Below are 24,535 nucleotides of genomic sequence, written 5' to 3'. Positions count from 1 at the left end.
CTGGGGAGATTATTCCACCAGATATAGCAGTTCACGCAAAACTTGGTTGGTTTGTTCTATTTATTGGGGCAAGGTCGGAATATTAATCTACCGCCTTGCCCATTCTCTGATCTGCTGTCCGGCCCGGTCTGCCGGGTTCAGAAACTGACTTTATCGCCACCCTTTGTCGCCAGCATACGCCGCGCATCCTCCGGGGTCGCGACGGTCTTTTTCAGCCCTTCGATCACCGTGCGGATCATGCCGACCTGTTCGGCATTCGACTCTGCCAGCTTGCCCGGACCGGCATAGAGACTGTCTTCCAGCCCGACCCTGACATTGCCGCCCATGGTTGCGGCCATGGTGGCCATGTTCAGCTGATGGCGTCCACCCGCCAGCACCGACCACTGATAGGTGCCTGCGCCGAACAGGCGGTCGGCGGTTTCCTTCATGAACATGAGGTTCTCGGGGCCGGGGCCGATCCCGCCCAGCGTGCCCACGATCAGCTGCAGGAACATCGGCACCTGAACCAGCCCGCGATCCAGCATATGGCGAGGTTGTAGAGATGGCCGACATCATAGCATTCAAATTCGAACCGGGTGCCACCTTTTCCCATCACCTCAAGGATTGTCTCGATATCCTTGAAGGTGTTGCGGAAGATGGCATCGCGGGAGGCCTCAAGATAGCCCTCTTCCCAGTCCTCGATGAATTTGCCGCGATACTTTTCGGCCATCGTATAGGTGCCGAAATTCATCGAGCCCATATTGCACGAACACAGTTCGGGTGAGGCGGTCGAAGGTGCGAGCAGCCGGTCCGAGATCGACATGAAGGTCGAGCCGCCGGTGGTCATATTCAGGATGGCATCGGTTTCAGCCCGGATCGAGCGCAGGATATGCAGCCAGATATTCAGGTCCGGGGTGGGCGATGCGTCTCTGGGTCCCGCGCATGCAGGTGGATCACCGCCGCGCCGGCCTTTGCCGCCCCGATTGCCTGTTCGATGATCTGATCCGGCGTCACCGGCAGATAGGGGGACATGGTCGGCGTATGGGTTGCGCCGGTGATGGCGCAGGTGATGATCACCTTGTTGCGGTCTTCTTTCGGGATCATTTGCGCATCACTCCGTATATTCCAGGCCGCCGCAGATCTGCATCACCTGGCCCGTGACCGGGCGACCGGCAGGGCCGGTCAGATACAGCACCATCTCGGCGATTTCGGCAGGATCGACCATGGTTTTCATGGAAACCGCGCGCAAAGCGATGGCCTCCATTTCCTCATAGCTGATGCCACGGGTCGCGGCCCGGTCGGTGAAAACGCGTTTGATGCGGTCGCCCGCCACGACACCCGGCGCGATAGCATTCACGCGGATCTGATGCGGGCCAAGCTCGACCGAGAGGGCGCGCATCAGCGAGATCACCGCAGCCTTGGACGCGGCGTAGGGCGAGCGCAGCCCGAAGGCGTATTTGCCGGCAACCGAAGCCATGCAGACGATCGAGCCGGAGGCATTCTTCTTCAGATGCGGGATCGCGGCATGGGCCATGTAGAACTGGCCATGGACATTCACGTCAAAGCAACGCCGCCAGGCTGCGGCATCCATCTCTTCCACCGACGCCGCAGGGCCGGCGATGCCGGCATTGTTGATCAGGATATCAAGCCCGCCCATCGCCCCGGTTGCACGGGCAACGAAAGCATCACATTGCGCCTGGTCAGCGACATCGCAGATCATGGTGCCGATCCCGGGCAGCTCAGCAGCGGCGGCGGCCAGCACCTCTTCGCTGATGTCGCAGATCCAGACCGCGGCGCCCAGGGCATGATAGGCTCTGGCGATGGCAAGACCGATCCCGCTGGCGCCGGCGGTGATGATCACCCTTTGCGCAGACCAGTAAGTTGTTGCCGTCATGTCGTCTCCTTATCGTCGGTCCGGAGCAGCGGGTGATATGCCAGTCTGCCGTCCTGAATGTGATCGCTGTTAACCCGCAGCTGGGTCGATCGCGGCAAGCCCGCCATCAAGCACCGGCGCATCGCGTTCGGCGGCCCGCGCCGTAAACCGGATGCGGCCAGGCTCTGTGGTCCAGCAGGACAGGCGCAGCGTCTCGCCGGGGAAAAGCGGGCCGGTGAAGCGGGCGGTAAAGCGGCGCATCCGGGCGGCATCCCCGCCTGCGAAGCGGCGGAGCACTTCAAGGCAGGCGATGCCGAATGTATTGGCGCCATGCATGATGGGCCGCTCAAACCCGATTTTGCGCGCGGTGTCGGATCGATATGCAACGGATTGCGGTCACCAAGCAGGCGAAACAGCAGCGGACTGTCGCTGCGTGTGGGCAGGTCGTGGGTCTGGTCAGGCTCTCCCGCAGGCATTGGCTCGCTGGCGAAAGCCTCGCCCTGCGAGCCGCCAAAACCGCCCGCGCCCATCACGAAGAAATTGGAATATGAGGTGAAGACGCGCTTGCCGCCCTGCCAGACCTCGCTGATCTGCAAGGCAAGCGCTGCCTTCCCCTCGCCCTTGTCGGTCAGGCCGCCGATCCGGGTTTTGACCGTCACCTCGCCCGAGGCAATAAAGGGGGCTTCCATCCGCAGATCCAGCCCGCCATGTACCACCTTTGCGATATCGACCCCGGCAGGCTGCATCCAGTCGTCAAAGAAACACAGATTCTGGCCAAAGCTCGGGACAACCTGCAGCCCGTCCTCGCGGACATAGCGGAAATCGCCTTCGGCCACCGCCCGGTCTGCGCCGCAGCACAGCGCGTAAAGCATGGCGTCGCGATCCTCATAGGAGAGGCTGCGATCCGCAATCGGGGTTCCAAAGATGCGGGAAGGATCCAGAGGCATTGGGGATTCCGGGCTGTTGCAGGCGGAGCCTTGCATTGTTCGAAAAAATTGCAACAGGGGTTCAAATAGTGGAACGTTTTAACCGACCGCTGCGTCAGTGCCGGTCGGGGATCTGAGTTCAGCCGCTGAAGGATCTCGAAATGCCTGCGCCCTTGCCCGAAGCCGTCATCGTCAGCACAGCCCGTACTCCGGTGGGCAAAGCTTATCGCGGTGCCCTGAATGACACCTCGCCACAACGACTGGCCGGCCATGCGATAGCGGCGGCGCTGGAGCGGGCGGGCGGGGCCGGGGCAATCGGGCCTGAGGTCGCGGATGTGATCCTTGGCTGCGCGCTGCAACAGGGCGCAACCTCTTTCAATATCGGACGCCAGGCAGCGCTGGCCGCAGGATTGCCGGTGACGGTGCCGGGCATGACGGTTGACCGGCAATGCTCGTCCGGGCTGGTGGCCCTGTCGCTGGCCTGCCAGCAGATCCGGCTGGAGGGGCGGCGGATCGTCGTGGCGGGCGGGGTCGAAAGCTGCTCGCTGGTGCAGACGCCGCAGATGAACCTGCATCGCGCCCGTGATCCGGACCTCAGCGCCCGCATCCCCGCGCTTTACATGAGTATGATCGAGACGGCCGAGATCGTCGCGCAGCGCTATGGCGTTTCACGCGAGGCGCAGGATGCCTTTGCGCTGGCCTCGCAGCAGAAGATGGCGGCGGCCCAGGCGGCGGGCCATTTCACCGCCGAAATCGCTCCGCTCACCGTCCTGCAAAAGCAGACCGACCGGGAGAGTGGTGCGGAGACGCTTGCCGAGGTCCACTTCTCGCAGGATGAATGCAATCGCCCGCAAACCCGTGCCGAAGACCTTGCCGCGCTGCCGCCGGTCCTGAAGGAGGGGCAGCAGATTGCGACCGGGGTTTGCGTCACCGCCGGAAATTCCAGCCAGGTCTCAGATGGGCCAGCGCGCTTGTTGTGATGTCGGGCAGCGAGGCGGCGGCGCGCGGGCTGGCGCCCTTGGCACGCTGCGCGGCATCGAAATTGCAGGCTGCGCACCCGATGAGATGGGGATCGGCCGGTCTTTGCGATCCCACCGCTGCTGAAACGCTTTGGTCTTACGGTCGCGGATATTGATCTTTGGGAGATCAATGAGGCCTTCGCCGCGCAGGCTGTTTATTGTGCCGACCGGCTGGGGCTGCCTTTTGACCGGCTGAACGTCAATGGCGGGGCTATCGCCATGGGCCACCCCTATGGCATGTCGGGCGCAAGGATGAGCGGGCATATCCTGCTGGAGGGCCGGCGGCGCGGCGCGAAATGGGGCGTGGTCAGCATGTGTATCGGTGGCGGCATGGGCGCGGCCGGGCTTTTTGAAATCTTCTGATCAGGGCGCGCCATCATGCAAAAGATCCCGCTTTCCGCCAGCGTCCATGCCGAGATCCGCGATGGTATCTTGCTGATCATCACGGATAATCCGCCGGTGAACGTGCTTTCTGCCGATGTGCGGCGTGGGCTGATGGCGGGGTTTGACCTCCTGGAAAGCCGCGATGATCTGCGGGCCGCCGTGCTGCTTTGCGAGGGGAAAAGCTTCTTCGCCGGCGCGGATATGGCGGAATTCGGCGGTGAGATCGCGATGCCGGATCTGCCGGCGCTGATCACCCGCCTGTCTCAGCTGTCGCGGCCGGTGGTGGCTGCGATGCATGGCACGGCGCTTGGCGGCGGGTTTGAACTGGCGCTGGCGGCAAGTGCACGGGTGGCGGTGCCCACTGCTGGCATGGGTTTGCCTGAGGTGACGCTGGGACTTTTGCCCGCCGGTGGCGGTATCGCGCAGGTGACGCGGCTGGCGGGCGCAGAAGTCGCACTGGATCTGGTGCTTTCGGGGCGCCGCATCGGGGCAGAAGAGGCCCGGCAGTCAGGGCTGATCGACCGGATCGCAGACGGGGATCTGCGCGAGGCGGCATTGGCGCTGGCCGGGTCGCTTCCTGCGCGGGTCGGGCCAAAGGCCGATCCGGACGCCGTGAGAAAAATTGCGGAATACCGGCGCAGGAATGCCGCGAAACTGGCCGGGGGTGACGCGCCTGAGGAGATCCTCCGGCTGATTGAGATGGCGGCGCAAGACCCCGGCCGTGACCAGGGGCCAGAGGCGCGCGCGGCGTTTTTCCGTCTCGAACAGGGAGAGCAATCACGCGCGCTGCGCCATGTCTTTGCCGCCGAGCGACGCCTGAAAGACCTGCCCTTCCTGCCGGCTGAAACGCAAAGCCTGCCGGTCGCGACCGTGGGCGTGGTGGGGGCCGGGACGATGGGCAGCGGCATTGCCACGGTGCTGGTAACCGCCGGGTTCACGGTGCTGCTCTGTGATTCCATGGCCGAGGGGCTTCAGCGTGGTCTGCAGGCGGTCTCCGATAATCTTGCGGGTGCAGTCCGGCGTGGCAAGATGGATGACGCGGCCCGCACGGCGGCGCTGTCCCGGCTTTCGGGACATGCAGAGCCGGAGGCCCTGGCCGGCGCTGATCTGGTGATCGAGGCGGTTTTTGAACGTCTTGACGTCAAGACCGCGCTCTTTGCCCGTCTTGACGCGATCTGCAAGCCGCAGACGATTCTGGCCAGCAATACCTCGTTTCTGGATATCGACGTGATGGCCGCTGCCACCGGGCGTCCGGATCGCGTGCTGGGGATGCATTTCTTCAGCCCCGCCCATGTGATGCGGCTGCTCGAGGTTGTGCGCGGCGCAAAGACCAGTCCCGAAGTGATCAGGACTGCGGTCGATATGGGGCGGCGCATGCAGAAAATCACCGTATGCGTCGGAAACTGCCACGGTTTCATCGGCAACCGCATCCTGCTGGCACGGCAGAGGGCTGCGATGGATCTCTTGCTGGCGGGTGCCTCTCCCTATGATATCGACAGGGCAATGACCGGCTTTGGCCTGCCGATGGGGCCGTTTCAGATGGCCGATCTCGCGGGTCTTGACGTTGGCTGGGATCGCGACGGCAGCGCCGGGCGGACGATGGAAGAGGTGTTCTGCGAAGCGGGCCGCTTTGGCATGAAGAACGGCCTGGGCTACTACGATTATGACGAAAAAGGGCGCGGCCAGCCCTCGGCGGATGCCATGGCGCTGATTAATGCTTTCCGGGCGCGCCACCCTGAGAAACTGCGCGATGCCGCGCCTGAGGCGCTGCTGGATCACCTGCTGGAGCCGATGCTGGACCAGGTTGACGCCATCATCGCGGAAGGGATTGCGCTCCGACCCTCAGACATTGATGTGGTCTGGGTGCATGGCTTTGGCTGGCCCCGCTGGAAGGGCGGCCCGGCCTGGCATCGCGGTTATCGCTAAAGGCGCGGCGCGGCTTACGACAGTGGCTGATGACCAAGCTGCGCCGAGAAGCTGACCGCAGCCCGGCGCACCACGTCTGAAATCGCCGCCAGTTTCTCGGGGCTCAACCTGTAGCTTGGCATCGAGACGCCGATGGTCGCATAGGCTTTGCCATCGGTGCCGATCACCGGCGCGGCGACCCCTGAGATTCCGTCGCGATATTCGTCCCGGCCTATCGCACAGCCAGCCGCCCGCATCCCGGCCAGTTGCGTCAGCAGCACTTTCGGGTCGGTGATGGTGTGATCGGTAAAGCGCTGCATCACCGGACCGAGTTCCATGACCTTCGGCGGCTCCTGTTGCATCAGAAATGCCTTGCCGAAGGAAGAGGCGTGCAGCGGCGACCGGCTTCCCAGTGGCGCAATGGCCTGAAGAGGCTGCGCGCAATCCACCTTTTCGATGATGATCACCTCCTGGACATCGGCCCGCGCAAGCAACGCGGTTTCATCCACGGCTGCGGTGATCGCCTGCAAATGTGGCCGTGCCATGATGCGGATATCGCTGCGCTGAAAGGCCCGCACGCCGACTTCCCACATCTTCACCGTCATCAGATAGCGGCCATTGGCTCATCCTGGGTGACATAGCCCATCTGCGAGAGGGTTTCGAGCAGCCGGTAGGTGGTGCTTTTGTTCATCTCGATAGAGCGGGACAATTCCGCCAGCCGCACCGGCGCATCATAACGCGACAGATGCTCAAGCAGAGTAAGGGCTTTGCCGACGGTACCAGACATCTATACGCGCTCAAATCCGACTGAGGGAATTCATTCCTGGGGATGATTAGCCACAAGGTCCGGATGCCGACAAGCAGCTTTTACGATTTGGCTTTTTGCTCGACCGTTTCAACAGGGTTGCCCGCCCGTTTCCAGTCGCCGAAACCACCAAGGATATGGGCGACCGGGGCAAGGCCCATATCCTGCGCCGTTTTCGCAGCCAGCGCAGAGCGCCAGCCCGAGGCACAGTAAAACACAAAGGTCTTATCTTCCTGAAAGACCGGCTTGGCATAGGGGCTTTCGGGGTCGATCCAGAATTCCAGCATGCCGCGCGGGCAGGAGAAAGCCTCGGGGATCTTGCCTTCGCGGGTCAGTTCGCGCGGATCACGCAGATCGACAAAAACCACATCATCGCGGCCGTAAAGCGCCAGCGCCTCTTCGGTTGTCAGGGTTTTCACCTGCTGATTGGCCTCGGCGACCATGTCTTTGATATGCCGGGTGATGGTCGATGGCATGCTGCATTCCTGCTGTAAAAGACGGGGACAGGCCGAAGCCGGGATCTTGTGGCCGGTTGCCGGCCGGACTGAAAAAAGCCTAGCCTGGGGCGTATTATTCCGCAATAAAAATAGAACGACGTTTTGAATAATGAACCACCATCGCTGGTGCGTTGTCGTCTGGCCTCAGGTCCGCGCTTGTGCAGCCGGGCAGAAAGGTGTTTCGACAGGCAGCAGGCCCAGGTGAAAGAAAAGCGGAGCGGCACCGATGTCTGTCACCCTGAACCATTGGGGAATTGACCGTCCGATAGTGGAAGAGGGCCGCCTCACCGGTATGAGACCGGCAGAAGGTGATCCCTCACCCTCGCGGATCAGCGAAAACTTTGTGGGGTCGGTCAACGGCCCGATGCGGATCACGCAGCCCATGATCCGCAAGGGGTTTCTCGAAGGCGATGGCGGCGCAAAGCGCGGTGAGGACAGTTTCGTCGCCGTCAGCTGGGATGAGGCAAATGCGCGCGTCGCGAAAGAGCTGCGCGAGATCATTGCTGAGCATGGCAATGAGGCAATCTTTGGGGGGTCTTATGGCTGGGCCAGCGCAGGGCGCTTTCATCATGCGCAAAGCCAGATCCACCGGTTCCTGAACCTGCTCGGCGGCTATGTCCGCTCTGTCAACACCCACAGTCATGCCGCCGCCGAGGTGGTATTGCCGCATCTGATCGGCAATCAGGATGGTATGGCCGACAACCAGACCCCATGGGAGCTGATCGTCGGCCATACCGAACTTTTCGTGGCGTTTGGCGGGCTCGCGGTCAAGAACGCCCAGGTCAGCGCCGGCGGTGTCAGTCAGCACAGGGTGCCCGATCAGCTGCAGCGCGCGCGCGCTGCCTGCACCCGTTTCGTCAATGTCAGCCCCCTGCGCGATGACACGCCCGCAGGCCTTGATCCGGAATGGCTGGCGCTGCGGCCAAATACTGATGTAGCGCTGATGCTGGCGCTGGCATATGTGCTGGAAGCCGAAGGCCGCGCCGATCATGCCTTTCTGGACCGCTATACCACCGGCTATGACCGCTTCCGGGCCTATCTGACGGGCCAGAGCGACGGGATCGCGAAAACCCCCGACTGGGCTGCGGCGATCACTGGTCTTACGCCAGAGGTGATCACCAGCCTCGCGCGCGAGATGGCGCAGAAGCGCACGATGCTCTCTATGGCCTGGTCTTTGCAGCGCGCGGATCACGGTGAGCAGCCGGTCTGGATGATTGTGACACTGGCCGCGATGCTGGGCCAGATAGGCCTGCCCGGAGGCGGTTTTGGCACTGGCTATGCGGCGGCGAACCGGGTGGGAAACATCTCTTTGCCTTTCGCCTGGCCGGCATTTCCGCAGCTGAAAAATCCGGTCCGCAGTTTTATTCCGGTGGCCCGGCTGGGCGATATGCTGGAACAGCCGGGCGCGGGTTTCGACTATAATGGCGCCCGCTATCACTACCCGAAGATCGAGCTGATCTGGTGGGCGGGTGGCAATCCCTTCCACCATCAGCAGGATCTGGGCAGGCTGCATCGGGTCTGGAAAAACCCCCGCTGCGTCATCGTCCAGGAGCCGTTCTGGAACGCGATTGCCAAACATGGCGACATTGTCCTGCCCTGCACGCTGCCGCTGGAACGCAATGATCTGGGCATCACGAAAGGCGAGCCGCATCTTGTTGCGATGAAGCAGGTGGTGGCGCCTTTTGCCCAGTCCCGCAATGACTTTGACATTCTGGCGGGCATTGCCGCAGCCATGGGGATGAATGAGGATTTTACCGGCGGCCTGGATGAGATGGGCTGGCTGAACCGGCTTTACGGTGAAAGCCGCGAGGTGGCGGCGCAGAATGGCTATATGCTGCCAGAGTTCCACCGTTTCTGGCAGGATGGCGAATTCGCCTTTACCGCCACCACGCCGCCGCGCGCGCTCTTGCAGGCTTACCGCGAAGACCCGCTGGCGCATCCTCTGGCAACGCCCTCGGGCCGCATTGAGATCTTTTCCGAGCGGGTGGCAGGGTTTGGATATGCGGATTGCCCTGGCCATGCGACCTGGTTCGAGCCCGGGAATGGCTTGGCAATGCACCGGAGAAGGGGTGGGGCGATGCGCTGCATCTGATATCGAACCAGCCTGACCGCAAGCTGCACAGCCAGCTTGACCTCGGCAGCTATTCGCGTGAGGCAAAGATCCGTCAGCGTGAACCGGCCAGGATGAATCCGGCCGAGGCGGCGCGGCGCGGCCTCGTATCGGGTCAGGTTCTGCGGATCTGGTCAGAGCGTGGCGCCTGCCTCGCGGGGCTGGTCATTTCGGATGCAATTGCGGATGGTGTGATTCAGATATCGACCGGCGCCTGGCTTGACCTCTCGCACGAGGGGCTGGACCGGCATGGCAATGTCAATGTGCTGACGCGAGATCTGCCGACCTCCAGCCTTGCCCAGGGACCGACGGCCCATACAACGCTGGTCTGGGCAGAGCCCTGGCTGGGCGAATTGCCCCGTCTGGAGGCGTTTTCTCCGCCCGAAATCAGTGGCACCGCCCAGCTCACATGATCTGTGCCGGCGTCGGGAACGGTTGCTCGTGATGGGATTTGCGCCAGATCTTCCGGTTCTCTGTATCGACCCGGCGGGATCTCAGCCAACCGATCAAGCCGTTCCCGATCCTGCCCGTGGCCCCAGGGTCGGGCGGCAGGGCAATCATCACCATAGCCCTGATCCATACGTCTGGCTCGGCGAGGCCGAATTGGCAGATGCCCTTTTTCGCGCTCCGCTTGCCGAGCGACAAGATCGTGGCGGTCAGGGGCAGACCCGCGATCGCGCAACTGAAATCCGCCTCATCCTTGCCTTCTAAGAACAAGGCTGAGATCCGGGCCGGGTCCCCCACAGCGCGTTTCACGCGCTGTCGCTCGAGGCGGAGGTCTCCTGCGCCTATCCCTCACGCGCTGGAACCGGGCCCAGGAAGACTGACCCCGGTGTCGCTACGACGATCAGGCGATCAAACCTCTTGAGGCGAAATTCCTGATCTCGTCAGGCGAGATTTTCGGAGCTGTTTGGCATGTGACTGGCGATGGTCGGGGTCAGGCGCGGTTTTTGAAGCGCCAGGACTCGTTGCCTGTTTCGATGATCTTACAGTGATGAGTAAGACGGTCGAGAAGCGCAGTGGTCATCCCGGCATCGCTGACACCGCCGGCCATTCGCCAAAGGCAAAGTTGGTGGCGTAAATGCACTGCAATCTGCGGTTTCGATGGTTCGATGGTCCCTGGGCCACGGGTCTGACGACTTTGACCGGGGGCCGGCCGTCTTCTCCAGGAACCGCAGCCGGCTTCTGAATACCGGGATGTCGCACATGGTCATCGCTGCGCTCATAACTGAAATCCGTCTCGTCCGACCGCAGGGTTTTCGCAGCATGTTCCGCGACATGTGCAGGTCCCGAAAGATCCTCTTTACCGCCCACCCATGAACATAGAGGGCACGCCGGACTGCGCGCTCGTAATCGCCCGCCTCATCTCCCCCTCATCCCGCTGACCCTCCGGCGATCGGTCTGACAAAACATCAGGGGGTCAAAATTGGGCGCCGAGGCCCCCGTGTAAGGGGTCAAGATTGCATGCCGCAACACAGATTGCAGTCCGACGGAAGGTTTCCCTGACCGCCGCAAAGAGCGACGTGACATTTGAGGATCGTGGCCAGCCTCCGGAGCAGAAATTAGCTTGACATACGGTATACCGTGTCTTGTATGTAAAGCGCGGTCCCCGTGGCGACCGGCCATCGAGAGATTCCCGACCGGTTCGTTCACCACGGCCCGTACTGACAGCGGGCTCAGATCTGCGGGTCTGAAACCCCCTAATTCATGCCGAGGCGCATATGAGAATTTCGCGAGTGGAGGCCATTGGCCTTTTTGGAAAATCCCCGAAAGGCGGCTGGTCGAATGAGATCAGGCCGGAAGACTCGATCCATGCGCTGATCCTTGTGCAGACCGATGACGGACAGGCAGGGATCGGCTCGGTCTTTACTGACGCGCGCCTGGTCAGGGCCGGACTGGATGTGTTGCGCGCATTGCTGATCGGCGAGTCGGCCCTGGAGCCGATGCGCGTCAGCGAGAAACTGCATCAGAACACGTTCTGGATGGGGCGCGGCGGCACGCTGACGCATGTGATCTCGGGCATCGACATCGCGCTTTGGGATCTGTTCGGCAAGAGCTGTGGCCAACCGCTGGCCCGGCTTTTCGGCGGCAGCTATCGCAACCGCGTGATGGCTTATGCTTCGATCCTGATGGAAGAGCCGGATCTGATGCGCGAGCGGACCGCTTATTACCGCGCGCAGGGCTTCCGGGCGATCAAGATCGGTTGGGGGCCGTTCGGGCGTCGGAATGACCGCAAGCTGGATGAGGCCATCATACGCGCCGCCCGTGAAGGGGCCGGGGATGACTGCCGGCTGATGGTGGATGCAGGGGCCAGCGATGCCTATTGGCCGAACGGTCTGAAATGGGCGCTGAACACAGCACAAATGCTCAGAGATTACGACGTGACCTGGTTCGAAGAGGCGCTGCATCCTGATGCTCTGGATGATTTTCGTCAGCTGCGCCTGCAAAGCCCGGTCCCGATTGCCGGCGGCGAATGTCTCACCCGGCGGCAATCCTATCTGCCGTGGTTCGAGGCACGGGCGCTGGATATCGTGCAACCGGATGTGACCAAAGTCGGCGGTATCACCGAACAGCTGCGCATTGCGAGGATGGCGAATGATTTCGGCATTCAATATATCGGCCATGGCTGGAACACGGCGGTGGGCCTTGCTGCCGATCTGCAACTTGCGGCTGCCTTCCCCGATACCGATATGGTCGAGTTCATCGGCGGATCTCCCTATATCGATGATATTGTAGAGAAACCCTGGGCGCTGGATGACGAGGGCCTGCTTGAGATCCCGGACGCGCCCGGCTTGGGTCTGCGCCTGCTGCCGGATGCGGTGGCCGAGCTTTCAGCTGATGCCGAGGCGGCAAAACTTCTGGCAGGGGCAGCATGAAGATCGAAGCGGTAGATTTCTTTTATATTGCCATGCCAGAGGTCACCACGGCCGCGGATGGCAGTCAGGACGCCCTGGTTGTTCGGGTGCAAGCCGGTGGATTGACCGGCTGGGGGAATGCGAAGCCTCGCCCCTGGTGTCAATCGCGGCCTTTGTGACCCCGATGTCCCACGGCGCCTGCCAGCCGGTATCGGCCTCGGTGCTGGGGCAGATTTTGGAAAAGCCCTCCGACATCGCAGAGATAGCGTCGCAGGTGGCTTACAGGTCAATGGATTTGCTTCAGGCCGCGCATACCTGGTCCGGTATCGAGATGGCGCTTTGGGACCTTTTGGGCAAGGCGCGCGGGGAGCCGGCCTGGAAACTGCTGGCTATGAAAGAGCCTATCCAAAGCTTCCCTATGCCTCGACACTTTTCGGCACGACCCCGGAGGAAACCTTTGAACGTGCCCGTGCAATCAGGGCCAAGGGGTTCCGGGCTGCGAAGTTCGGTTGGGCTCCCTTTGGCGATTCACTCGCGGGGATCTTGCCCAGGCCGACGCGGCCCGTGAGGGACTGGGAGAGGAAGGTGTTCTGCTGATCGATGCCGGCCAGATCTTTGGCGATGACGTTGAAAGAGCGGCGGTCCGGCTAGAGGCCCTGTCCCGTAACAGAGTGACCTTCTTCGAAGAGCCCTTTGGCGGTGCCTCCCTGGTCGCCTATCGGGGTCTGGCTGAAAAGGCCCGGGGCACCGGGGTGGGGATCGCGGGGGTGAAGCCGCGCATAACCGTGAAATGGCTGAACATCTTATCGAATTCGGCGGGGTGAACTTCATCCAGATTGACTGCGGTCGGATTGGCGGCCTTGGCCCGGCCAAAGCAGTGGCGGATTACGCCGCTGCCCGGGGCGTGACCTATGTGAACCACACCTTCACATCAAACCTTGCGCTTTCAGCCTCGTTGCAACCTTTCGCAGGGCTGGAAGATCACCGGATCTGCGAATTCCCCACCGAGCTGCGCGACGTGGCGCGCGACCTGACCTTGACCAAAATCGCCCCGGATGCTGAGGGATTGATCCATCTGCCCGAGGGGCCAGGCCTCGGGGTTGAAATCGACGTTTCGGCACTCGAGCGCTACCGCGTTCCGGTTGAGATCCGGGTGGGTGGCAAGACGATCTTTTCGGCCTGAGAGAGGACTGCACGGAATGAACAACATTGATCTGAACGGAAAAACGGCAGTCGTCACCGGTGGCTCGCAGGGGATTGGCCTGGCGGTCGCAAAGCGGCTTGCCGCCTCGGGCGCGAGGGTTGCGGTCTGGGATCTGAATGCCGATACGGCTTCTGTCGGAGGGCCGTAGCGATCAGGGCCGATGTGGCAGATGCGGCTTCAGTCGCTGCCGCAATGACACAGACCGAAGCCGCGTTGGGCCATGTCGATATTCTGGTCAATTCTGCAGGCATAGCGGGTCCGAACCACCGTTTGACCGACTATCCCGACGCTGACTGGCGCCGTGTGGTTGAGATCAACCTGATCGGCACCTTCAATGTGAACAAGGCCATCGTGCCCGGAATGGAGGCGCGCAATTACGGGCGGATCGTGAACATCGCCTCCATTGCGGGCAAAGAGGGCAATCCCAATGCCTCGGCCTATTCTGCGTCGAAGGCCGGGGCTATCGCTCTGACCAAATCGCTGGGCAAAGAACTGGCCGGCAAGAATATTGCGGTGAACTGCATCACCCCCGCCGCAGCCCGCACACCGATCTTCGATCAGATGAGCCAGGAGCACATTGACTACATGCTCTCGAAAATCCCGCGAGCGCGCTTTCTCGAGGTCGATGAAGTGGCCGGGATGGTGGCCTGGCTGGTTTCGGAAGAGAACTCTTTCACCACCGGCGCGGTTTTCGACCTGTCCGGCGGTCGCGCTACCTACTGATCCTGGCCTCGCGCCGTGAGGCGCGCTGAAAAGAGCTTCTGAGGAATACCGCCTATGAAACTGCAACGCTTAGAACAATCCGGTCGCATGATCCCCTGCCTGCTGGACGGTGCGGGGGCTGCGCGCGATGTCTCGGGCATCGTGACGGATTTTACCGCGGAGAATGCGTCTGAGCTGGCATCGGTTCTCTCTACTGTCGCAGTGGATAGCCTGCCTGTCGTTGATAGCGCCACTGCGCGGCTTTTGCCGCCCATCGCACAGCCGCCGAACATCTGGTGCATTGGGTTAAACTATTCTGATCACGCCGCTGAATCTGGCATGCCGGTCCCGAGTGAGCCAATCCTGTTCAGCAAAGGTTCGACAACCTATTGCGGCGCGAATGACCCGGTCTATTGGTCCGAATCCATGACCAAGCTCGACTGGGAAGTGGAGCTGGGCATCGTCATCGGCAAGGGGGGCCTGAACATCGCCCGCAAAGACGCGCTTTCGCATGTTCTGGGCTATACGATTGTCAATGACGTGTCCGAGCGGGCGTGGCAGATCGAACGCGGTGGGCAGTGGATCAAGGGCAAAAGCTATCCGCACTTCTGCCCGACCGGTCCATTTGTCGCCTCGGCTGATGAACTGGGCGACATCGCGGCGCTGGATCTTTGGCTCAACGTAAATGGTCAACGGATGCAAACCGGCACGACCGCGAAGATGATCTTCGATCCGGCCACGATCATCTCCTACATGAGTGATTTCTGCGAGCTGATGCCCGGCGATCTGATCTGTACCGGCACCCCTCCGGGCGTGGCCCTGGGCATGAAAGAGCCGCGCTGGCTGAAACCCGGCGATGTGATGGAGGTGGGTATCAAGGGACTGGGTGTGCAGCGGCAGATTGTGACCCCGATCTCACAAAGGGGCGCGAAATGACCGGCGCGTTGAACCTTGTCCCGACGGACCGTCTGGCCGGCAAAGTGGCGGTTGTAACGGCGGCGGGGCAGGGCATCGGCCGCGCAGTCGCCGAGCGGCTGGCGGCAGAAGGCGCGCGGGTTTTTGCCTCGGATCTGAACGAGGCGGCATTGGCGGGTTTCACGGCTGGCGAACGCAGCAAACTGGATGCGACCGACGCGAATGCTGTGGCTGACTATTTCGCGGGCTTTGAACAGGTCGATATTCTGGTTCACGCGGTGGGCTATGTGCATCAGGGCAGCATCGAAGAATGCGAAGCTGAGGAATGGCATCGGTCCATCTCGATAACCCTGAACAGTGCCTTTCACGTCCTTGGCGCGGCAGTCCCCAGGATGAAACAGGCCGGGGGATCGATCATCACCATCGGTTCGGTGGTCTCCTCGATCAAGGGCTTCCCTCGTCGGGCGGCTTACGGTGCTGCCAAAGGCGGTGTCATCGCCCTGACCAAATCCATTGCTGCGGATTATGTCGGGCACCGGATTCGCGCCAATTCGGTCTGCCCCGGAACGGTTCATTCGCCGTCTTTGGAAGAGCGGATCACAGCGTTGGGCCAACAGATGGCCTCTCGTGAGGCCGCGCTGAAATCCTTTGTCGATCGTCAGCCCCTGGGCCGTCTTGGCACGCCCGAAGAGATCGCGGGGATCTGTGCCTTTCTGGCCTCGGATGAAGGGGCCTTCATCACCGGTCAGGCCATCAATGTCGATGGAGGCATCACCATCTGAGGCCCTGGCCCGGGATGACTACGATGCCTTCACCATGATCATGAATGAGAAAGGAGGAGTGACGCCGCCATAATCCCAGGTACGGCCCGACCGTATTCTCTGTCCAATTCAAAATAAACGAAACCAACAGGAAAGTATGATCCATGACCACGGCAATCAGGCTAGGGTTCTCCCTTGCAGCGACGCTGACCTTGGCGGCCCCCGTGCTGGCGCAGGATGCAGCAGCCCGCTTTGAATTCACCCCGGGCTTTGAGGCCTGCGCCGGCGACACCTCGCTGTCGGATGCGCAGACCAATGGTATCACACTTGGGATCAGCCCCAGCCCGCCCTATACCTCGCTTGATCCTGCGACCGGCAAGGCTTCGGGCATCGACGTCGAAATCGTCGAGGCAGCACTCGGCTGGCTTGGCATCGACAAGATCACTTACGAGGTCGCACCGTTCCCTTCTTTGACGCCGTCGCTGATTTCCGAACGCATCGACATGGTTGCGGCCAATATCCACGTCACGCCCGATCGTCTTAAGGTTCTCAGCTTCACCGGCCCGGGCTGGTGGTACGGGCCTGCAATCACCGTCGGCAAGGGCAATCCCAAGGCGATTCACTCCTTTGAGGATCTGAAGAACCATAGCGTGGGTGCCATCGCGGGTTCGGCGGCTGACGAGTACCTGCGCTCTCTGGGCGTTGAAGTGGTCCCGTTCCAGACTGACGCTGACCAATTCATGAGCCTGTCGCAAGGCCGCGTCGACGTGATCCTGGAAGACGACATCAAGGTGGCGACTTATATCGCCGAAAACAAAGACGAGTCGATTGAGATGGTCGCCGGGGTGGAAATCCCGGATGAGCTGATCTTCCAATACGGCTATGGGTATGCGCGCTACGGCATCCGCATGGAAGATTGCATGCTGCGCAGCGCGATGTCGATGGCCTTGGCCGAAGTGCGCGGCAATGGGCAAGTGTCGCGCGTGCTGAGGAATTATGGTCTGACTGACCGTAATCTCTTCTACTTCCCGGTCTCCAACTAACCCTAAATTACGGGGCGCGCACAGGCGTTTGCGTGTGTCGCGCCCCGGTTCACTGAGGTGGCCCGATGGATCTTCTGAATTTTTCAGTGGTGGCGGAATATTATCCGACCCTGCTGAAAGGCTTCGCCGTCACGATTGGCATGACGCTGGTTGTGATTACCCTGAGCCTGACACTTGCCATACCTGTCGCACTCGGCCGGATGTCCGAGAACTTCCTGATCCGCTTCATTTCAGGGGTCTATGTCGAAGTGCTGCGCGGCACGCCGCTGGTGCTGCAGCTGGTCTATCTCTATTTTGTGCTGCCCGGTGTGGGCATACGGCTTAATGGGCTTACGGCCGCCATGGTTGCGCTGACGCTGCACTACACGGCCTATCTCAGCGAGGTCTATCGCGCAGGCATCCTGTCGGTGCCAAAGGGCCAGTTTCAGGCCTATGCCGCTCTTGGCATGTCACGGCAGCAGGGTTTCGTCCGGATCATTCTGCCGCAGGCCATCCGCACCGTAACACCGGCCTTGGGCAACTATTTCATATCGCTATTTAAAGATACCGCGCTGGCCTCGGTGGTGACGGTTCAGGAGTTGTTGTTTTCGGGCCAGATCATCGCGGCGCGTACCTACCAGTATTTCACCATCTATACTGTCTGCATGATTATGTATTTCAGCGTCGGCTATCCGGCTGCAATCTTTGTTCGAAAACTCGAAGCCCGCATTTCCAGGGGTTATGCTGGCAAGAAAAAGCGCCGCGCAAAGGGAGGCCGGGTATGATCAGGCTTGAAGGGATTGAGAAATCCTACGGCCAGCTCAAGGTTTTGAACGGGGTCTCTCTGAATGTTGCGAAGGGGGATGTGGTTTGCATCATCGGTCCGTCAGGATCGGGCAAGTCCACGCTGCTGCGCTGCGTGAACTATCTGGAGCAGCCGGAGGCAGGCCAGATCACCCTTGATGGAAAACTGGCCTACCGTGACTTCAGGAATGGACGGATGATCTCGCGCTCAAGAGCCGAGATTGATGAAACCCGGCGCGAATTCGGTATGGTGTTCCAGGATTTCAACCTGTTCCCGCATATGGATGCGCTGGCGAATGTCACCGAAGCTCCCATGCGGGTCCGCAAGTTGCCGCGGGCGCTGGCGGAGGCGAAGGCGAGAGATCTGCTGGAGCGGGTGGGCCTCGGTGCCAAGATCGATGCCTGGCCCGAGGAACTGTCGGGTGGCCAGAAACAAAGGGTTGCCATTGCGAGGGCCCTGGCGATGGAGCCCAAGGCGATGCTCTTTGATGAGCCGACCTCCGCACTTGATCCCGAACTTGTGGGCGAGGTGCTGGAGGTTATGAAGGCGCTTGCGGCCGAGGGCATGACGATGCTGGTGGTCACCCATGAAATGGGTTTTGCCCGCCAGGTCGCCGATCGGGTGATCTTCATGGACCAGGGGCTAATCGTGGAAGAATCCCCACCGCAGGAGTTTTTCGACACCCCAAAAATGGAGCGGACGAAGGCTTTCCTGCGTGTGACACAACGCGAATAGAAGCAGGGTTTTGCGGTTTTTCAGGCTGCGCTTTTCATTTTGGTGCTGCCGCCGCATAAATGGCCCAAGAGTTCAGTACGTGTAACCTAGATATACTCAATGAGGGGTTCCCGGTTTGGAGACCAGAATTCGACCGCGAGATGCCCAGGTGACAGCCTCAGCGCGACCAAGCGCGCTTTCGGCCATTCCCCGGCCCCGAACCACCGCAGACGAGGTCGAGGAACGCATCGTTCTGGCCATTGCGCTTGGAGAGAAAAGCCCAGGCGACCGGATCACCGAAGCGGAGCTGGCAGCCACGCTGAATGTCAGCCGGATGCCCGCGCGTGAAGCGTTGCAGAAGCTTCATCTGCGGGGCGTATTGGTCGAGAGCGACCAGCGAGGCCTTAAGGTTGCCGATTACTCCGAAGCGTTCATTGATGATCTTTATGAAGTCCGCCATTCGATCGAACGGGTGGTATTGCGGCGCGTCATGTCTGAGAATTTCGACCGCTCTGAACTTTTGGAGGAACTGGAAGAGCATATTTCCATGATGCGTGACCTGGCGGGGTCTGACGATACTTTGCTGCTTGGGAAGACAGACCTTGCTTTCCACCGTGCCATTCTTAGGCATTCAGGCAACGAGCTGGCGGCAAAGATCTGGGAGGGCCTGGCCCAGCATTGCCTGATTGTCTTTCTGCGTGATTGGGCGCGTGTCGCAGATCGTACCAGCGAAGTTGCGCTCCACCGTCACTTTGCAGATTTCATCGCCAATGGCGAACTAGAGGATATCGATGGCCTTCTGAGGGAGCATTACACCCCGGCGCATGACCGGGACTAGAGGTTCTGCGGCACAAGCGCGGTTTCAGGGTCACCGACGAGACCAAGTGGTTCTGGTGGGGGCCATCGGCTTAGCCGGGCGTATCAGAGGAACACCACTTTTCAGATTATCTGGCAGTTACTCGAGCTTCCAGAATACGCAGGGCAACACGCCCAAGTCCTCAAGCAGCTTTATCCGGATGAGAGTCTGGACCGCTGCGCCTGGAGCTTCGCGGCTCTGCTCGCGGGGGGCGGGCTGGCTGTGCCACCGGGAATGTGCATGTAGATCGGCGGGTTGTAAGCGATCGCGCTGTGGGGCCGGACCTCGCTGTCGTAACTACGCCAAAGGGGCTTGCGACACGCCTCGCTGACGCACTGCGATCCTCAGGTGCGGCGCGGCGGCAAACACACCCATCCGCAAGAACGGGTAATGAGGGCGGGAGGACTGTCCCACCGCCAAGGCCCACAAGAGATCCTCAAAGCCACAGAATGCCTGGGGCGAGCGGCCTGAAAGCGCATGGACCGGCGCAGAAACACAGACCAACAGGAAACTCCCGAAGGTTGTCCTCAGTCGAGTTCGAGCCCGAAACGGCGCACGAGATCAGTGATCTGCGCCTCGGTCAGCAGGCGCGGCTGGCGGCCATGGGTCAGCAGGACCAGCTTCGCGGTCTCTTCCAGTTCCTCAATCGCATTCACGGCGGCGTCGAGATCCTTCCCGGCCACCACCGGCCCATGATGTGCAAGCAGCACCGCCGAGCGACGCCCGGCCAAGCTGCGCACCGCATCGCCCATCGCGGATCGCCGGGCGCAAAATAAGGCAGCAGCTTCACTTTGCCGAGTCGCATCACTGAATAGGCGGTGATCGGCGGCAACACATTGTCGGGTCGGTGTCGGGCAGCACGGAAAGCGCCACAGAATGCGTTGAATGCAGATGCACCACCGCGCCGGCGCCCTTTCTGGTGTCGTAAAACGCCTCGTGCAGGGCCATTTCTTTGGTCGGGGCATCGCCAGCTGTCTGGCGTCCATCGGCGTCGAAAAGCGCGAGACGGCCCGGCTCGAGCGATCCCATGCTGGAGCCGGTGGGCGTTACCAGCAATCTCCCATCCGACAGCCGGGCCGAGATGTTCCCCGAGGCGCCGCAGGTCAGGCCGCGCTCAAAGATCGAGCGGGCAAAGCGGCAGATGTCGTCGCGCAGGCGGGTTTCCTCGCTCATGTCGCGCCCAGGATTGTATCGGCTTCGGCAAAGAAATCGGGCCCCCCGAAATTCCCGGATTTGAGCGCGAGGGCAAGCGCGCTGCCATTTGGCAGGCCGCTGCGCAAAGCCGGTGCCCCGGGTGCGATTTCCGGTCCTATTTCCAGTGAATGCAGGCCCAGCCCCTCAACTACCGCTCCGGACGTCTCGCCGCCCGCGACGATCAGCCGGCCAATCCCGCCCGCAACCAACGCCCGGGCGATGGCCGCAAACAGCGCTTCGATCGCTCCGGCTGCGCGGTCGCGACTGTGTTTTTCCTGCGCCGCCCGCACCACTGCCGGATCGGCGGATGAGTAAATCAGCGGGCGATTGTCTTGCGCCAGTGCCCAGGCGGCGATTTCTTCGGGATTCAGTGCGCCGGCAACGGCGGCGTCGGCGCTGATCTCAAACACAGGAAGGCCCTGAGCCTGATGTCGCGCCACCTGGCCGCGCGTCGCGTTGGAGCATGATCCCGACAGTACCGCGCTTTTGCCGCTAACGCCCTGCCAGCCGTTCTGCCCGCCTGCCAGCAGCCCCCGGCGGCGGAAATTTCCCGGCAACCCCATCGCGACCCCCGAGCCGCCGGTAACCAGCGGAACCCCGTCCAGCGCGGTACCGATCTCGATCAGGTCCTGATCCGAGAGCGCATCGACGACGATCAGCCTGGCACCCGCCGCATCCGCGCGCGCCAGCGCAGCGGCGATCTCTGCCGCACCCTGGCGCACGCTGGCAAAGCCGATATGGCCGGTTTTCAGAACGGTCTGGGCTGCCATCCAGCGGCGAATATCGGGGTCAGTCATTGGGGTGAGGGGGTGGTTCTCCATCCCGCTTTCGCTCAGCAACCGGTCATTCACAAAGAGATGCCCCTGGTAGACCGTGCGGCCCGCTCCGGGAAAGGCAGGGCAGACCACCACCTTGCGGGCGGCCAGTGCCTCGGCCAGCGCGGCGGTGACGGGGCCGATATTGCCCTCGGGTGTAGAGTCAAAGGTTGAGCAATACTTGAACAGAAATTGCCGGCAGCCCTGCGCGCGCAGCCAGTCCAGTGCGGCGAGGCTTTGGGCAATCGCCGCATCAGCCGATATGGTGCGGGATTTCAGCGCAACCACACCGGCCTCGATACCGGGATCTGCGGGTCCTGCGGGCACGCCGCAGAATTGCGTCACCCGCATGCCCTGAAGGGCGAGGGTATTGGCGAGGTCGCCTGAGCCGGTGAAGTCGTCACCAATACAGCCAAGAAGCATATGGGCTTTCCGATGGAAGAGGGGTTGAGAGTGAGGGCGAGACAGGCACCTGCGGGGGGGACAGGCGCGGCGTTGGTCAGTGCCGGATCCCAGGCGGGGCGGGTTGCGCCGCGGAAGCAAGCTGCGGAGCCGGCATTTCTCCGGGCAGGCGGAAGGCAGGCCGCGACTCACCCGGTACGGATTTGTTAAGCCCGCGATCCGTTCTTCTGTAACACATGGAAAACATGTAATAATATTCCTCAGCACCCAGGTGTGCCGGATCTTGGCTTACGCGCTGTTCTGGCCCTGTGCCGTAGTCTGATCCGGGCACAAATTTAACAGCTTGACCCGAAGAATGGAATCATCCTTATATGCAAACGTTCCCAGAGAACGTTTGCATTAGTCTGACGCAAACGTCTCCGGGGCGAGGGAGGAGATCTATGTCTGATGCGACCGGCCGCGAAAGCGGCAGCCCTGCATTTGCGGGGGCGGTGGCGCTATGTGCCGAAAGCCTGCGTAAGGCTTACGGGGCGACCGTTGCGCTGGAACATGCCGATATTTCGCTGGCGGCGGGCCAGGTCCATGCGCTTCTGGGCGAGAATGGCGCTGGTAAATCGACGCTGGTTCGGATCCTGACCGGCGCGGTTCGCCCGGATCAGGGCGAGATGCAGATCGGCGCGGCGGCCTATGCGCCGGGCTCGATTCTTGCGGCCCAAAGCATGGGCGTGGCGACCGCGTTTCAGGAGCTGAGCCTCGTGCGCAACCTGACCGTGGCGCAGAACCTGCATTTGCCGCAGCAGCCAAAAGGTGGCTTTGGCATCAATTCCCGCCGCCTTGGCGAGGAAAAGGCGGCGGCCACCCTGGCTAAATACGATATGGGCCGCATCAGCCCGCGCAGTCTGATCGCCGATCTGCCGCTGGCCGAGCGCCAGCGCATCGAGATCCTGCGCGCGATGGAACATGCCTCAAAACTGCTTATTCTTGACGAGCCGACTGCTTCGCTGGCTGAGACCGACTGGCTGTTCGATCTGATCCGCAAGAGTACCGCGCGCGGCCTTGCGGTGCTCTATATCTCGCACCGCCTGCCGGAGGTGCGCGAACTGGCGACGCGGGCGACCGTTCTCCGGAACGGGCGTTCGATTGCGAGCGTCGATTTGGCGGCGGCGGATGATGACGATATTTTCGAGATGATGGTCGGCCACAAGGTCGATCACGCCCGCCCGGCCCGCGCGCCACGTGCGACAGCCACCCACCGGATTGAGGTGAAAGACGTAACCGGCCGGGGCGTGAACGGCGCCGGTTTCACGCTCGGCACGGGCGAGGTTCTGGGCGTCGCGGCGCTGGAGGGACAGGGCCAGCGCGGGCTCTTCCGGATGCTTGCCGGGCTGGAGCCGGTCAGCAGCGGTGAGATCCGTGTCGATGGCAAGCCCGTCACACTGCGCAGCCCGCGCCAGGCGCTGGCCGCCGGCAGCGGCATCGCCTTCCTGCCCGAAGAGCGCAAGACCGAGGGTATCCTGGCCGGCCTCTCCACCGCCTCGAATGTGGTGCTGCCTGTATTGGGCCGTATCTCGCGCGCGCTGATTGTCGGGCCGAAAGCAGAGGCAAAACATGCGCTTGAGACGGCCGCGAAGGTTGATCTGAGCCCGCGCTATCTGGGTTTTGCCATCGGAGACCTCTCGGGCGGCAATCAGCAGAAGGCGCTGATCGCGCGCACCATGGCGACGGGGGCCCGCACGCTGGTGCTTTACGACCCGACGCGGGGCGTCGATGTCGGCACCAAACAGGCGATCTATGACGCGATCCGGGCCTTTGCCGATGAGGGCGGCTCGGTGCTGTTCTACTCATCCGAACTGCCCGAGATCGTCCAGCTCGCCGACCGCGCGCTGGTGTTTTACGGCGGCCGCGTGAATGGCGTTTTCGAGGGCGAGGCGATCACCGAACAGCGCCTTGTCGCGTCCATGTTGGGCCAGGGAGCGGAACATGCTCCCCGCGCAAAAGGGGAGGCGGCATGAGTTCCGCGACTGAACAGAGACAAATGAAGCGAAAGCCGGTGCTCAAAAGCCTTCTGACCGAGGGCGCGGTGCTCATCGTGCTGATCTATGTCATCCTTTACGCGATCAATGTCTGGCAGCAGCCGCGCGCCTGGTCTCTGGGAGCCTTTGGCAATCTGGTGAACAATTCGGTGCCGCTGGCGCTTGCCGCCGCAGGCCAGACCCTGGTGGTATTGTCGCGGGGCTTTGACCTTTCGCTCGCCGGGGTGGTCTCGCTCACCAATGTGGTGATGGCGGTCTATCCCCTGCAGGGGCCAGCTGGGGCGCTGGCCTCGCTGGGGATCTGTCTTGGCATCGGCGCGGTGGTCGGCGCGGTCAATGGCTGGCTGGTGGCGGGGCTGCGGCTCCAGGCTATCGCGGCGACTTTGGCCACGATGATCATCTGCCAGGGCATCGCACTGGTGATCCTTGATGCGCCCGGCGGCCAGGTGGCCAACTGGGTGAGCTATGAGCTGACTGACCGGCTCTGGGGGTGGTGCCGGTTTCCGGGCTGGTCGTGCTGGCGGTGATCGTGATCTGGAGCCTCGCCCGCCGCACCGACTGGGGTGTCGCGCTTTACGCCATTGGCGAGGATGAACAGGCGGCGCGGCTTTCCGGCGTGCCGGTGGCGCGGGCGCGCTTCCTGACCTTTGTCGGCGCCGGAATGCTTTACGGGCTGGCGGTTATATGCTCTCGGCGCAGACCGCGACCGGCAACCCCAATGCCGGGACGCCACTGCTGATGCTGGCCTTTGCCGCCGTG

General features: G+C 62.0%; 26 protein-coding genes and 4 pseudogenes. 20 read left to right on the top strand and 10 right to left on the bottom strand.

The annotated features are described in order from the left end of the window. Positions 1 to 137: 137 nt before the first annotated feature. The 3 genes and pseudogenes from QNO18_RS20390 to QNO18_RS20380 form a co-directional block, all read right to left on the bottom strand. A pseudogene (locus tag QNO18_RS20390) lies at positions 138 to 1,011 on the bottom strand (3-keto-5-aminohexanoate cleavage protein). Between the two features lie 79 nt (positions 1,012 to 1,090). Beyond that, positions 1,091 to 1,873 carry an SDR family oxidoreductase gene (locus QNO18_RS20385; RefSeq protein WP_283179355.1) on the bottom strand — a complete coding sequence of 261 codons (783 nt, stop codon included), beginning with the start codon at positions 1,871 to 1,873 and terminating at the stop codon, positions 1,091 to 1,093. Next, a complete protein-coding gene (locus QNO18_RS20380; protein ID WP_283179354.1) occupies positions 1,870 to 2,799 on the bottom strand; it encodes a hypothetical protein in 930 nt (309 codons plus the stop codon). The genes QNO18_RS20385 and QNO18_RS20380 overlap by 4 nt, the downstream gene beginning before the upstream one ends. 140 nt (positions 2,800 to 2,939) lie before the next feature. On the opposite strand from QNO18_RS20380, the gene QNO18_RS20375 reads away from it, so the two are divergent. The 3 genes and pseudogenes from QNO18_RS20375 (at position 2,940) to QNO18_RS20365 (ending at position 6,107) form a co-directional block, all read left to right on the top strand. Beyond that, the gene (locus tag QNO18_RS20375) at positions 2,940 to 3,758 is read left to right on the top strand and encodes a beta-ketoacyl synthase N-terminal-like domain-containing protein (protein WP_283179353.1); all 819 of its coding nucleotides are present in this window, start codon (positions 2,940 to 2,942) and stop codon (positions 3,756 to 3,758) included. 105 nt (positions 3,759 to 3,863) lie between these two features. Continuing rightward, positions 3,864 to 4,160 (top strand): annotated as a pseudogene (locus tag QNO18_RS20370) (acetyl-CoA C-acyltransferase); the annotation flags it as partial. 15 nt (positions 4,161 to 4,175) lie between these two features. Next, entirely contained in the window at positions 4,176 to 6,107 is a 1,932-nt protein-coding gene (locus QNO18_RS20365) for a 3-hydroxyacyl-CoA dehydrogenase NAD-binding domain-containing protein (protein WP_283179352.1), read from the top strand. 14 nt (positions 6,108 to 6,121) lie between these two features. Here QNO18_RS20365 and QNO18_RS20360 read toward each other — a convergent pair whose 3' ends face one another. The 3 genes from QNO18_RS20360 to QNO18_RS20350 all read right to left on the bottom strand — a co-directional run bounded on the left by QNO18_RS20360 (position 6,122) and on the right by QNO18_RS20350 (position 7,367). Then, positions 6,122 to 6,679, bottom strand: a complete 558-nt coding sequence (locus QNO18_RS20360; protein WP_283179351.1) for an IclR family transcriptional regulator C-terminal domain-containing protein — start codon at positions 6,677 to 6,679, stop codon at positions 6,122 to 6,124. 11 nt (positions 6,680 to 6,690) lie between these two features. Beyond that, the gene (locus QNO18_RS20355) at positions 6,691 to 6,873 is read right to left on the bottom strand and encodes a helix-turn-helix domain-containing protein (RefSeq protein ID WP_283179350.1); all 183 of its coding nucleotides are present in this window, start codon (positions 6,871 to 6,873) and stop codon (positions 6,691 to 6,693) included. Positions 6,874 to 6,953: 80 nt separating this feature from the next. After that, positions 6,954 to 7,367: a rhodanese-like domain-containing protein gene (locus tag QNO18_RS20350; protein ID WP_283179349.1), complete on the bottom strand. Its 414-nt coding sequence runs from the start codon at positions 7,365 to 7,367 to the stop codon at positions 6,954 to 6,956. Positions 7,368 to 7,614: 247 nt separating this feature from the next. Here QNO18_RS20350 and QNO18_RS20345 point away from each other — a divergent pair, with 247 nt between their 5' ends. After that, on the top strand, positions 7,615 to 9,480 hold the full coding sequence (locus tag QNO18_RS20345) for a molybdopterin-dependent oxidoreductase (protein ID WP_283179348.1): 1,866 nt from the start codon (positions 7,615 to 7,617) through the stop codon (positions 9,478 to 9,480). Beyond that, the gene (locus tag QNO18_RS20340; RefSeq protein WP_283179347.1) at positions 9,396 to 9,911 is read left to right on the top strand and encodes a molybdopterin dinucleotide binding domain-containing protein; all 516 of its coding nucleotides are present in this window, start codon (positions 9,396 to 9,398) and stop codon (positions 9,909 to 9,911) included. The genes QNO18_RS20345 and QNO18_RS20340 overlap by 85 nt, the downstream gene beginning before the upstream one ends. Here QNO18_RS20340 and QNO18_RS20335 read toward each other — a convergent pair. Together QNO18_RS20335 and QNO18_RS20330 are read right to left on the bottom strand one after the other, a co-directional pair. Continuing rightward, positions 9,904 to 10,242: a hypothetical protein gene (locus QNO18_RS20335; protein ID WP_283179346.1), complete on the bottom strand. Its 339-nt coding sequence runs from the start codon at positions 10,240 to 10,242 to the stop codon at positions 9,904 to 9,906. The two genes, QNO18_RS20340 and QNO18_RS20335, sit on opposite strands and share 8 nt — an antisense overlap. 193 nt (positions 10,243 to 10,435) lie before the next feature. Continuing rightward, a pseudogene (locus QNO18_RS20330) lies at positions 10,436 to 10,572 on the bottom strand (ATP-binding protein); the annotation flags it as partial. Positions 10,573 to 11,219: 647 nt separating this feature from the next. Between QNO18_RS20330 and QNO18_RS20325 the strand changes: the two are divergent. The 12 genes from QNO18_RS20325 to QNO18_RS20275 all read left to right on the top strand — a co-directional run bounded on the left by QNO18_RS20325 (position 11,220) and on the right by QNO18_RS20275 (position 19,314). Further along, positions 11,220 to 12,374, top strand: coding sequence for a mandelate racemase/muconate lactonizing enzyme family protein (locus QNO18_RS20325; RefSeq protein ID WP_283179345.1), 1,155 nt, complete (start codon positions 11,220 to 11,222; stop codon positions 12,372 to 12,374). Continuing rightward, positions 12,313 to 12,921, top strand: coding sequence for a hypothetical protein (locus tag QNO18_RS25775; protein ID WP_349293911.1), 609 nt, complete (start codon positions 12,313 to 12,315; stop codon positions 12,919 to 12,921). Before QNO18_RS20325 ends, QNO18_RS25775 begins: the two co-directional genes overlap by 62 nt. After that, complete coding sequence (locus QNO18_RS25770) at positions 12,863 to 13,177, top strand: enolase C-terminal domain-like protein (protein WP_349293910.1); 315 nt, start codon at positions 12,863 to 12,865, stop codon at positions 13,175 to 13,177. The genes QNO18_RS25775 and QNO18_RS25770 overlap by 59 nt, the downstream gene beginning before the upstream one ends. Continuing rightward, positions 13,144 to 13,536 (top strand): enolase C-terminal domain-like protein, encoded by a 393-nt coding sequence (locus tag QNO18_RS25765; RefSeq protein WP_349293909.1) that lies wholly within the window; start codon positions 13,144 to 13,146, stop codon positions 13,534 to 13,536. The genes QNO18_RS25770 and QNO18_RS25765 overlap by 34 nt, the downstream gene beginning before the upstream one ends. 16 nt (positions 13,537 to 13,552) lie before the next feature. Beyond that, a complete protein-coding gene (locus tag QNO18_RS20310; protein WP_283179343.1) occupies positions 13,553 to 13,705 on the top strand; it encodes an SDR family NAD(P)-dependent oxidoreductase in 153 nt (50 codons plus the stop codon). Between the two features lie 44 nt (positions 13,706 to 13,749). Then, the gene (locus tag QNO18_RS20305) at positions 13,750 to 14,280 is read left to right on the top strand and encodes an SDR family NAD(P)-dependent oxidoreductase (protein WP_283179342.1); all 531 of its coding nucleotides are present in this window, start codon (positions 13,750 to 13,752) and stop codon (positions 14,278 to 14,280) included. Between the two features lie 54 nt (positions 14,281 to 14,334). Beyond that, on the top strand, positions 14,335 to 15,195 hold the full coding sequence (locus QNO18_RS20300) for a fumarylacetoacetate hydrolase family protein (protein WP_283179341.1): 861 nt from the start codon (positions 14,335 to 14,337) through the stop codon (positions 15,193 to 15,195). Then, positions 15,192 to 15,956, top strand: a complete 765-nt coding sequence (locus tag QNO18_RS20295; protein WP_283179340.1) for an SDR family oxidoreductase — start codon at positions 15,192 to 15,194, stop codon at positions 15,954 to 15,956. Before QNO18_RS20300 ends, QNO18_RS20295 begins: the two co-directional genes overlap by 4 nt. 143 nt (positions 15,957 to 16,099) lie before the next feature. Beyond that, the gene (locus QNO18_RS20290) at positions 16,100 to 16,978 is read left to right on the top strand and encodes a transporter substrate-binding domain-containing protein (RefSeq protein ID WP_283179339.1); all 879 of its coding nucleotides are present in this window, start codon (positions 16,100 to 16,102) and stop codon (positions 16,976 to 16,978) included. Positions 16,979 to 17,064: 86 nt separating this feature from the next. Beyond that, on the top strand, positions 17,065 to 17,742 hold the full coding sequence (locus QNO18_RS20285; protein WP_283179338.1) for an amino acid ABC transporter permease: 678 nt from the start codon (positions 17,065 to 17,067) through the stop codon (positions 17,740 to 17,742). Continuing rightward, complete coding sequence (locus tag QNO18_RS20280) at positions 17,739 to 18,497, top strand: amino acid ABC transporter ATP-binding protein (protein WP_283179337.1); 759 nt, start codon at positions 17,739 to 17,741, stop codon at positions 18,495 to 18,497. Before QNO18_RS20285 ends, QNO18_RS20280 begins: the two co-directional genes overlap by 4 nt. A 148-nt stretch (positions 18,498 to 18,645) precedes the next feature. After that, positions 18,646 to 19,314: a GntR family transcriptional regulator gene (locus QNO18_RS20275; protein WP_283179336.1), complete on the top strand. Its 669-nt coding sequence runs from the start codon at positions 18,646 to 18,648 to the stop codon at positions 19,312 to 19,314. 545 nt (positions 19,315 to 19,859) lie between these two features. Here QNO18_RS20275 and otnC read toward each other — a convergent pair. After that, positions 19,860 to 20,505: pseudogene (otnC, locus tag QNO18_RS20270) on the bottom strand (3-oxo-tetronate 4-phosphate decarboxylase). Continuing rightward, positions 20,502 to 21,764: a 3-oxo-tetronate kinase gene (gene otnK / locus QNO18_RS20265; protein WP_283179335.1), complete on the bottom strand. Its 1,263-nt coding sequence runs from the start codon at positions 21,762 to 21,764 to the stop codon at positions 20,502 to 20,504. The pseudogene otnC and the gene otnK overlap by 4 nt, the downstream one beginning before the upstream one ends. Before the next feature lie 419 nt (positions 21,765 to 22,183). Here otnK and QNO18_RS20260 point away from each other — a divergent pair, with 419 nt between their 5' ends. Genes QNO18_RS20260 through QNO18_RS20250 form a run of 3 tightly spaced genes read left to right on the top strand, consistent with a single transcriptional unit; the run spans position 22,184 to position 24,515 of the window. Then, complete coding sequence (locus QNO18_RS20260; RefSeq protein ID WP_283179334.1) at positions 22,184 to 23,755, top strand: sugar ABC transporter ATP-binding protein; 1,572 nt, start codon at positions 22,184 to 22,186, stop codon at positions 23,753 to 23,755. Positions 23,756 to 23,793: 38 nt separating this feature from the next. Then, on the top strand, positions 23,794 to 24,303 hold the full coding sequence (locus QNO18_RS20255) for a hypothetical protein (RefSeq protein WP_283179333.1): 510 nt from the start codon (positions 23,794 to 23,796) through the stop codon (positions 24,301 to 24,303). Beyond that, positions 24,267 to 24,515: a hypothetical protein gene (locus tag QNO18_RS20250; protein WP_283179332.1), complete on the top strand. Its 249-nt coding sequence runs from the start codon at positions 24,267 to 24,269 to the stop codon at positions 24,513 to 24,515. Before QNO18_RS20255 ends, QNO18_RS20250 begins: the two co-directional genes overlap by 37 nt. Positions 24,516 to 24,535: the final 20 nt, after the last annotated feature.

The organism is Gemmobacter sp. 24YEA27 (genome assembly GCF_030052995.1).
Lineage (GTDB): Bacteria > Pseudomonadota > Alphaproteobacteria > Rhodobacterales > Rhodobacteraceae > Pseudogemmobacter.
This window is presented reverse-complemented; position numbering and strand designations above follow the sequence as displayed.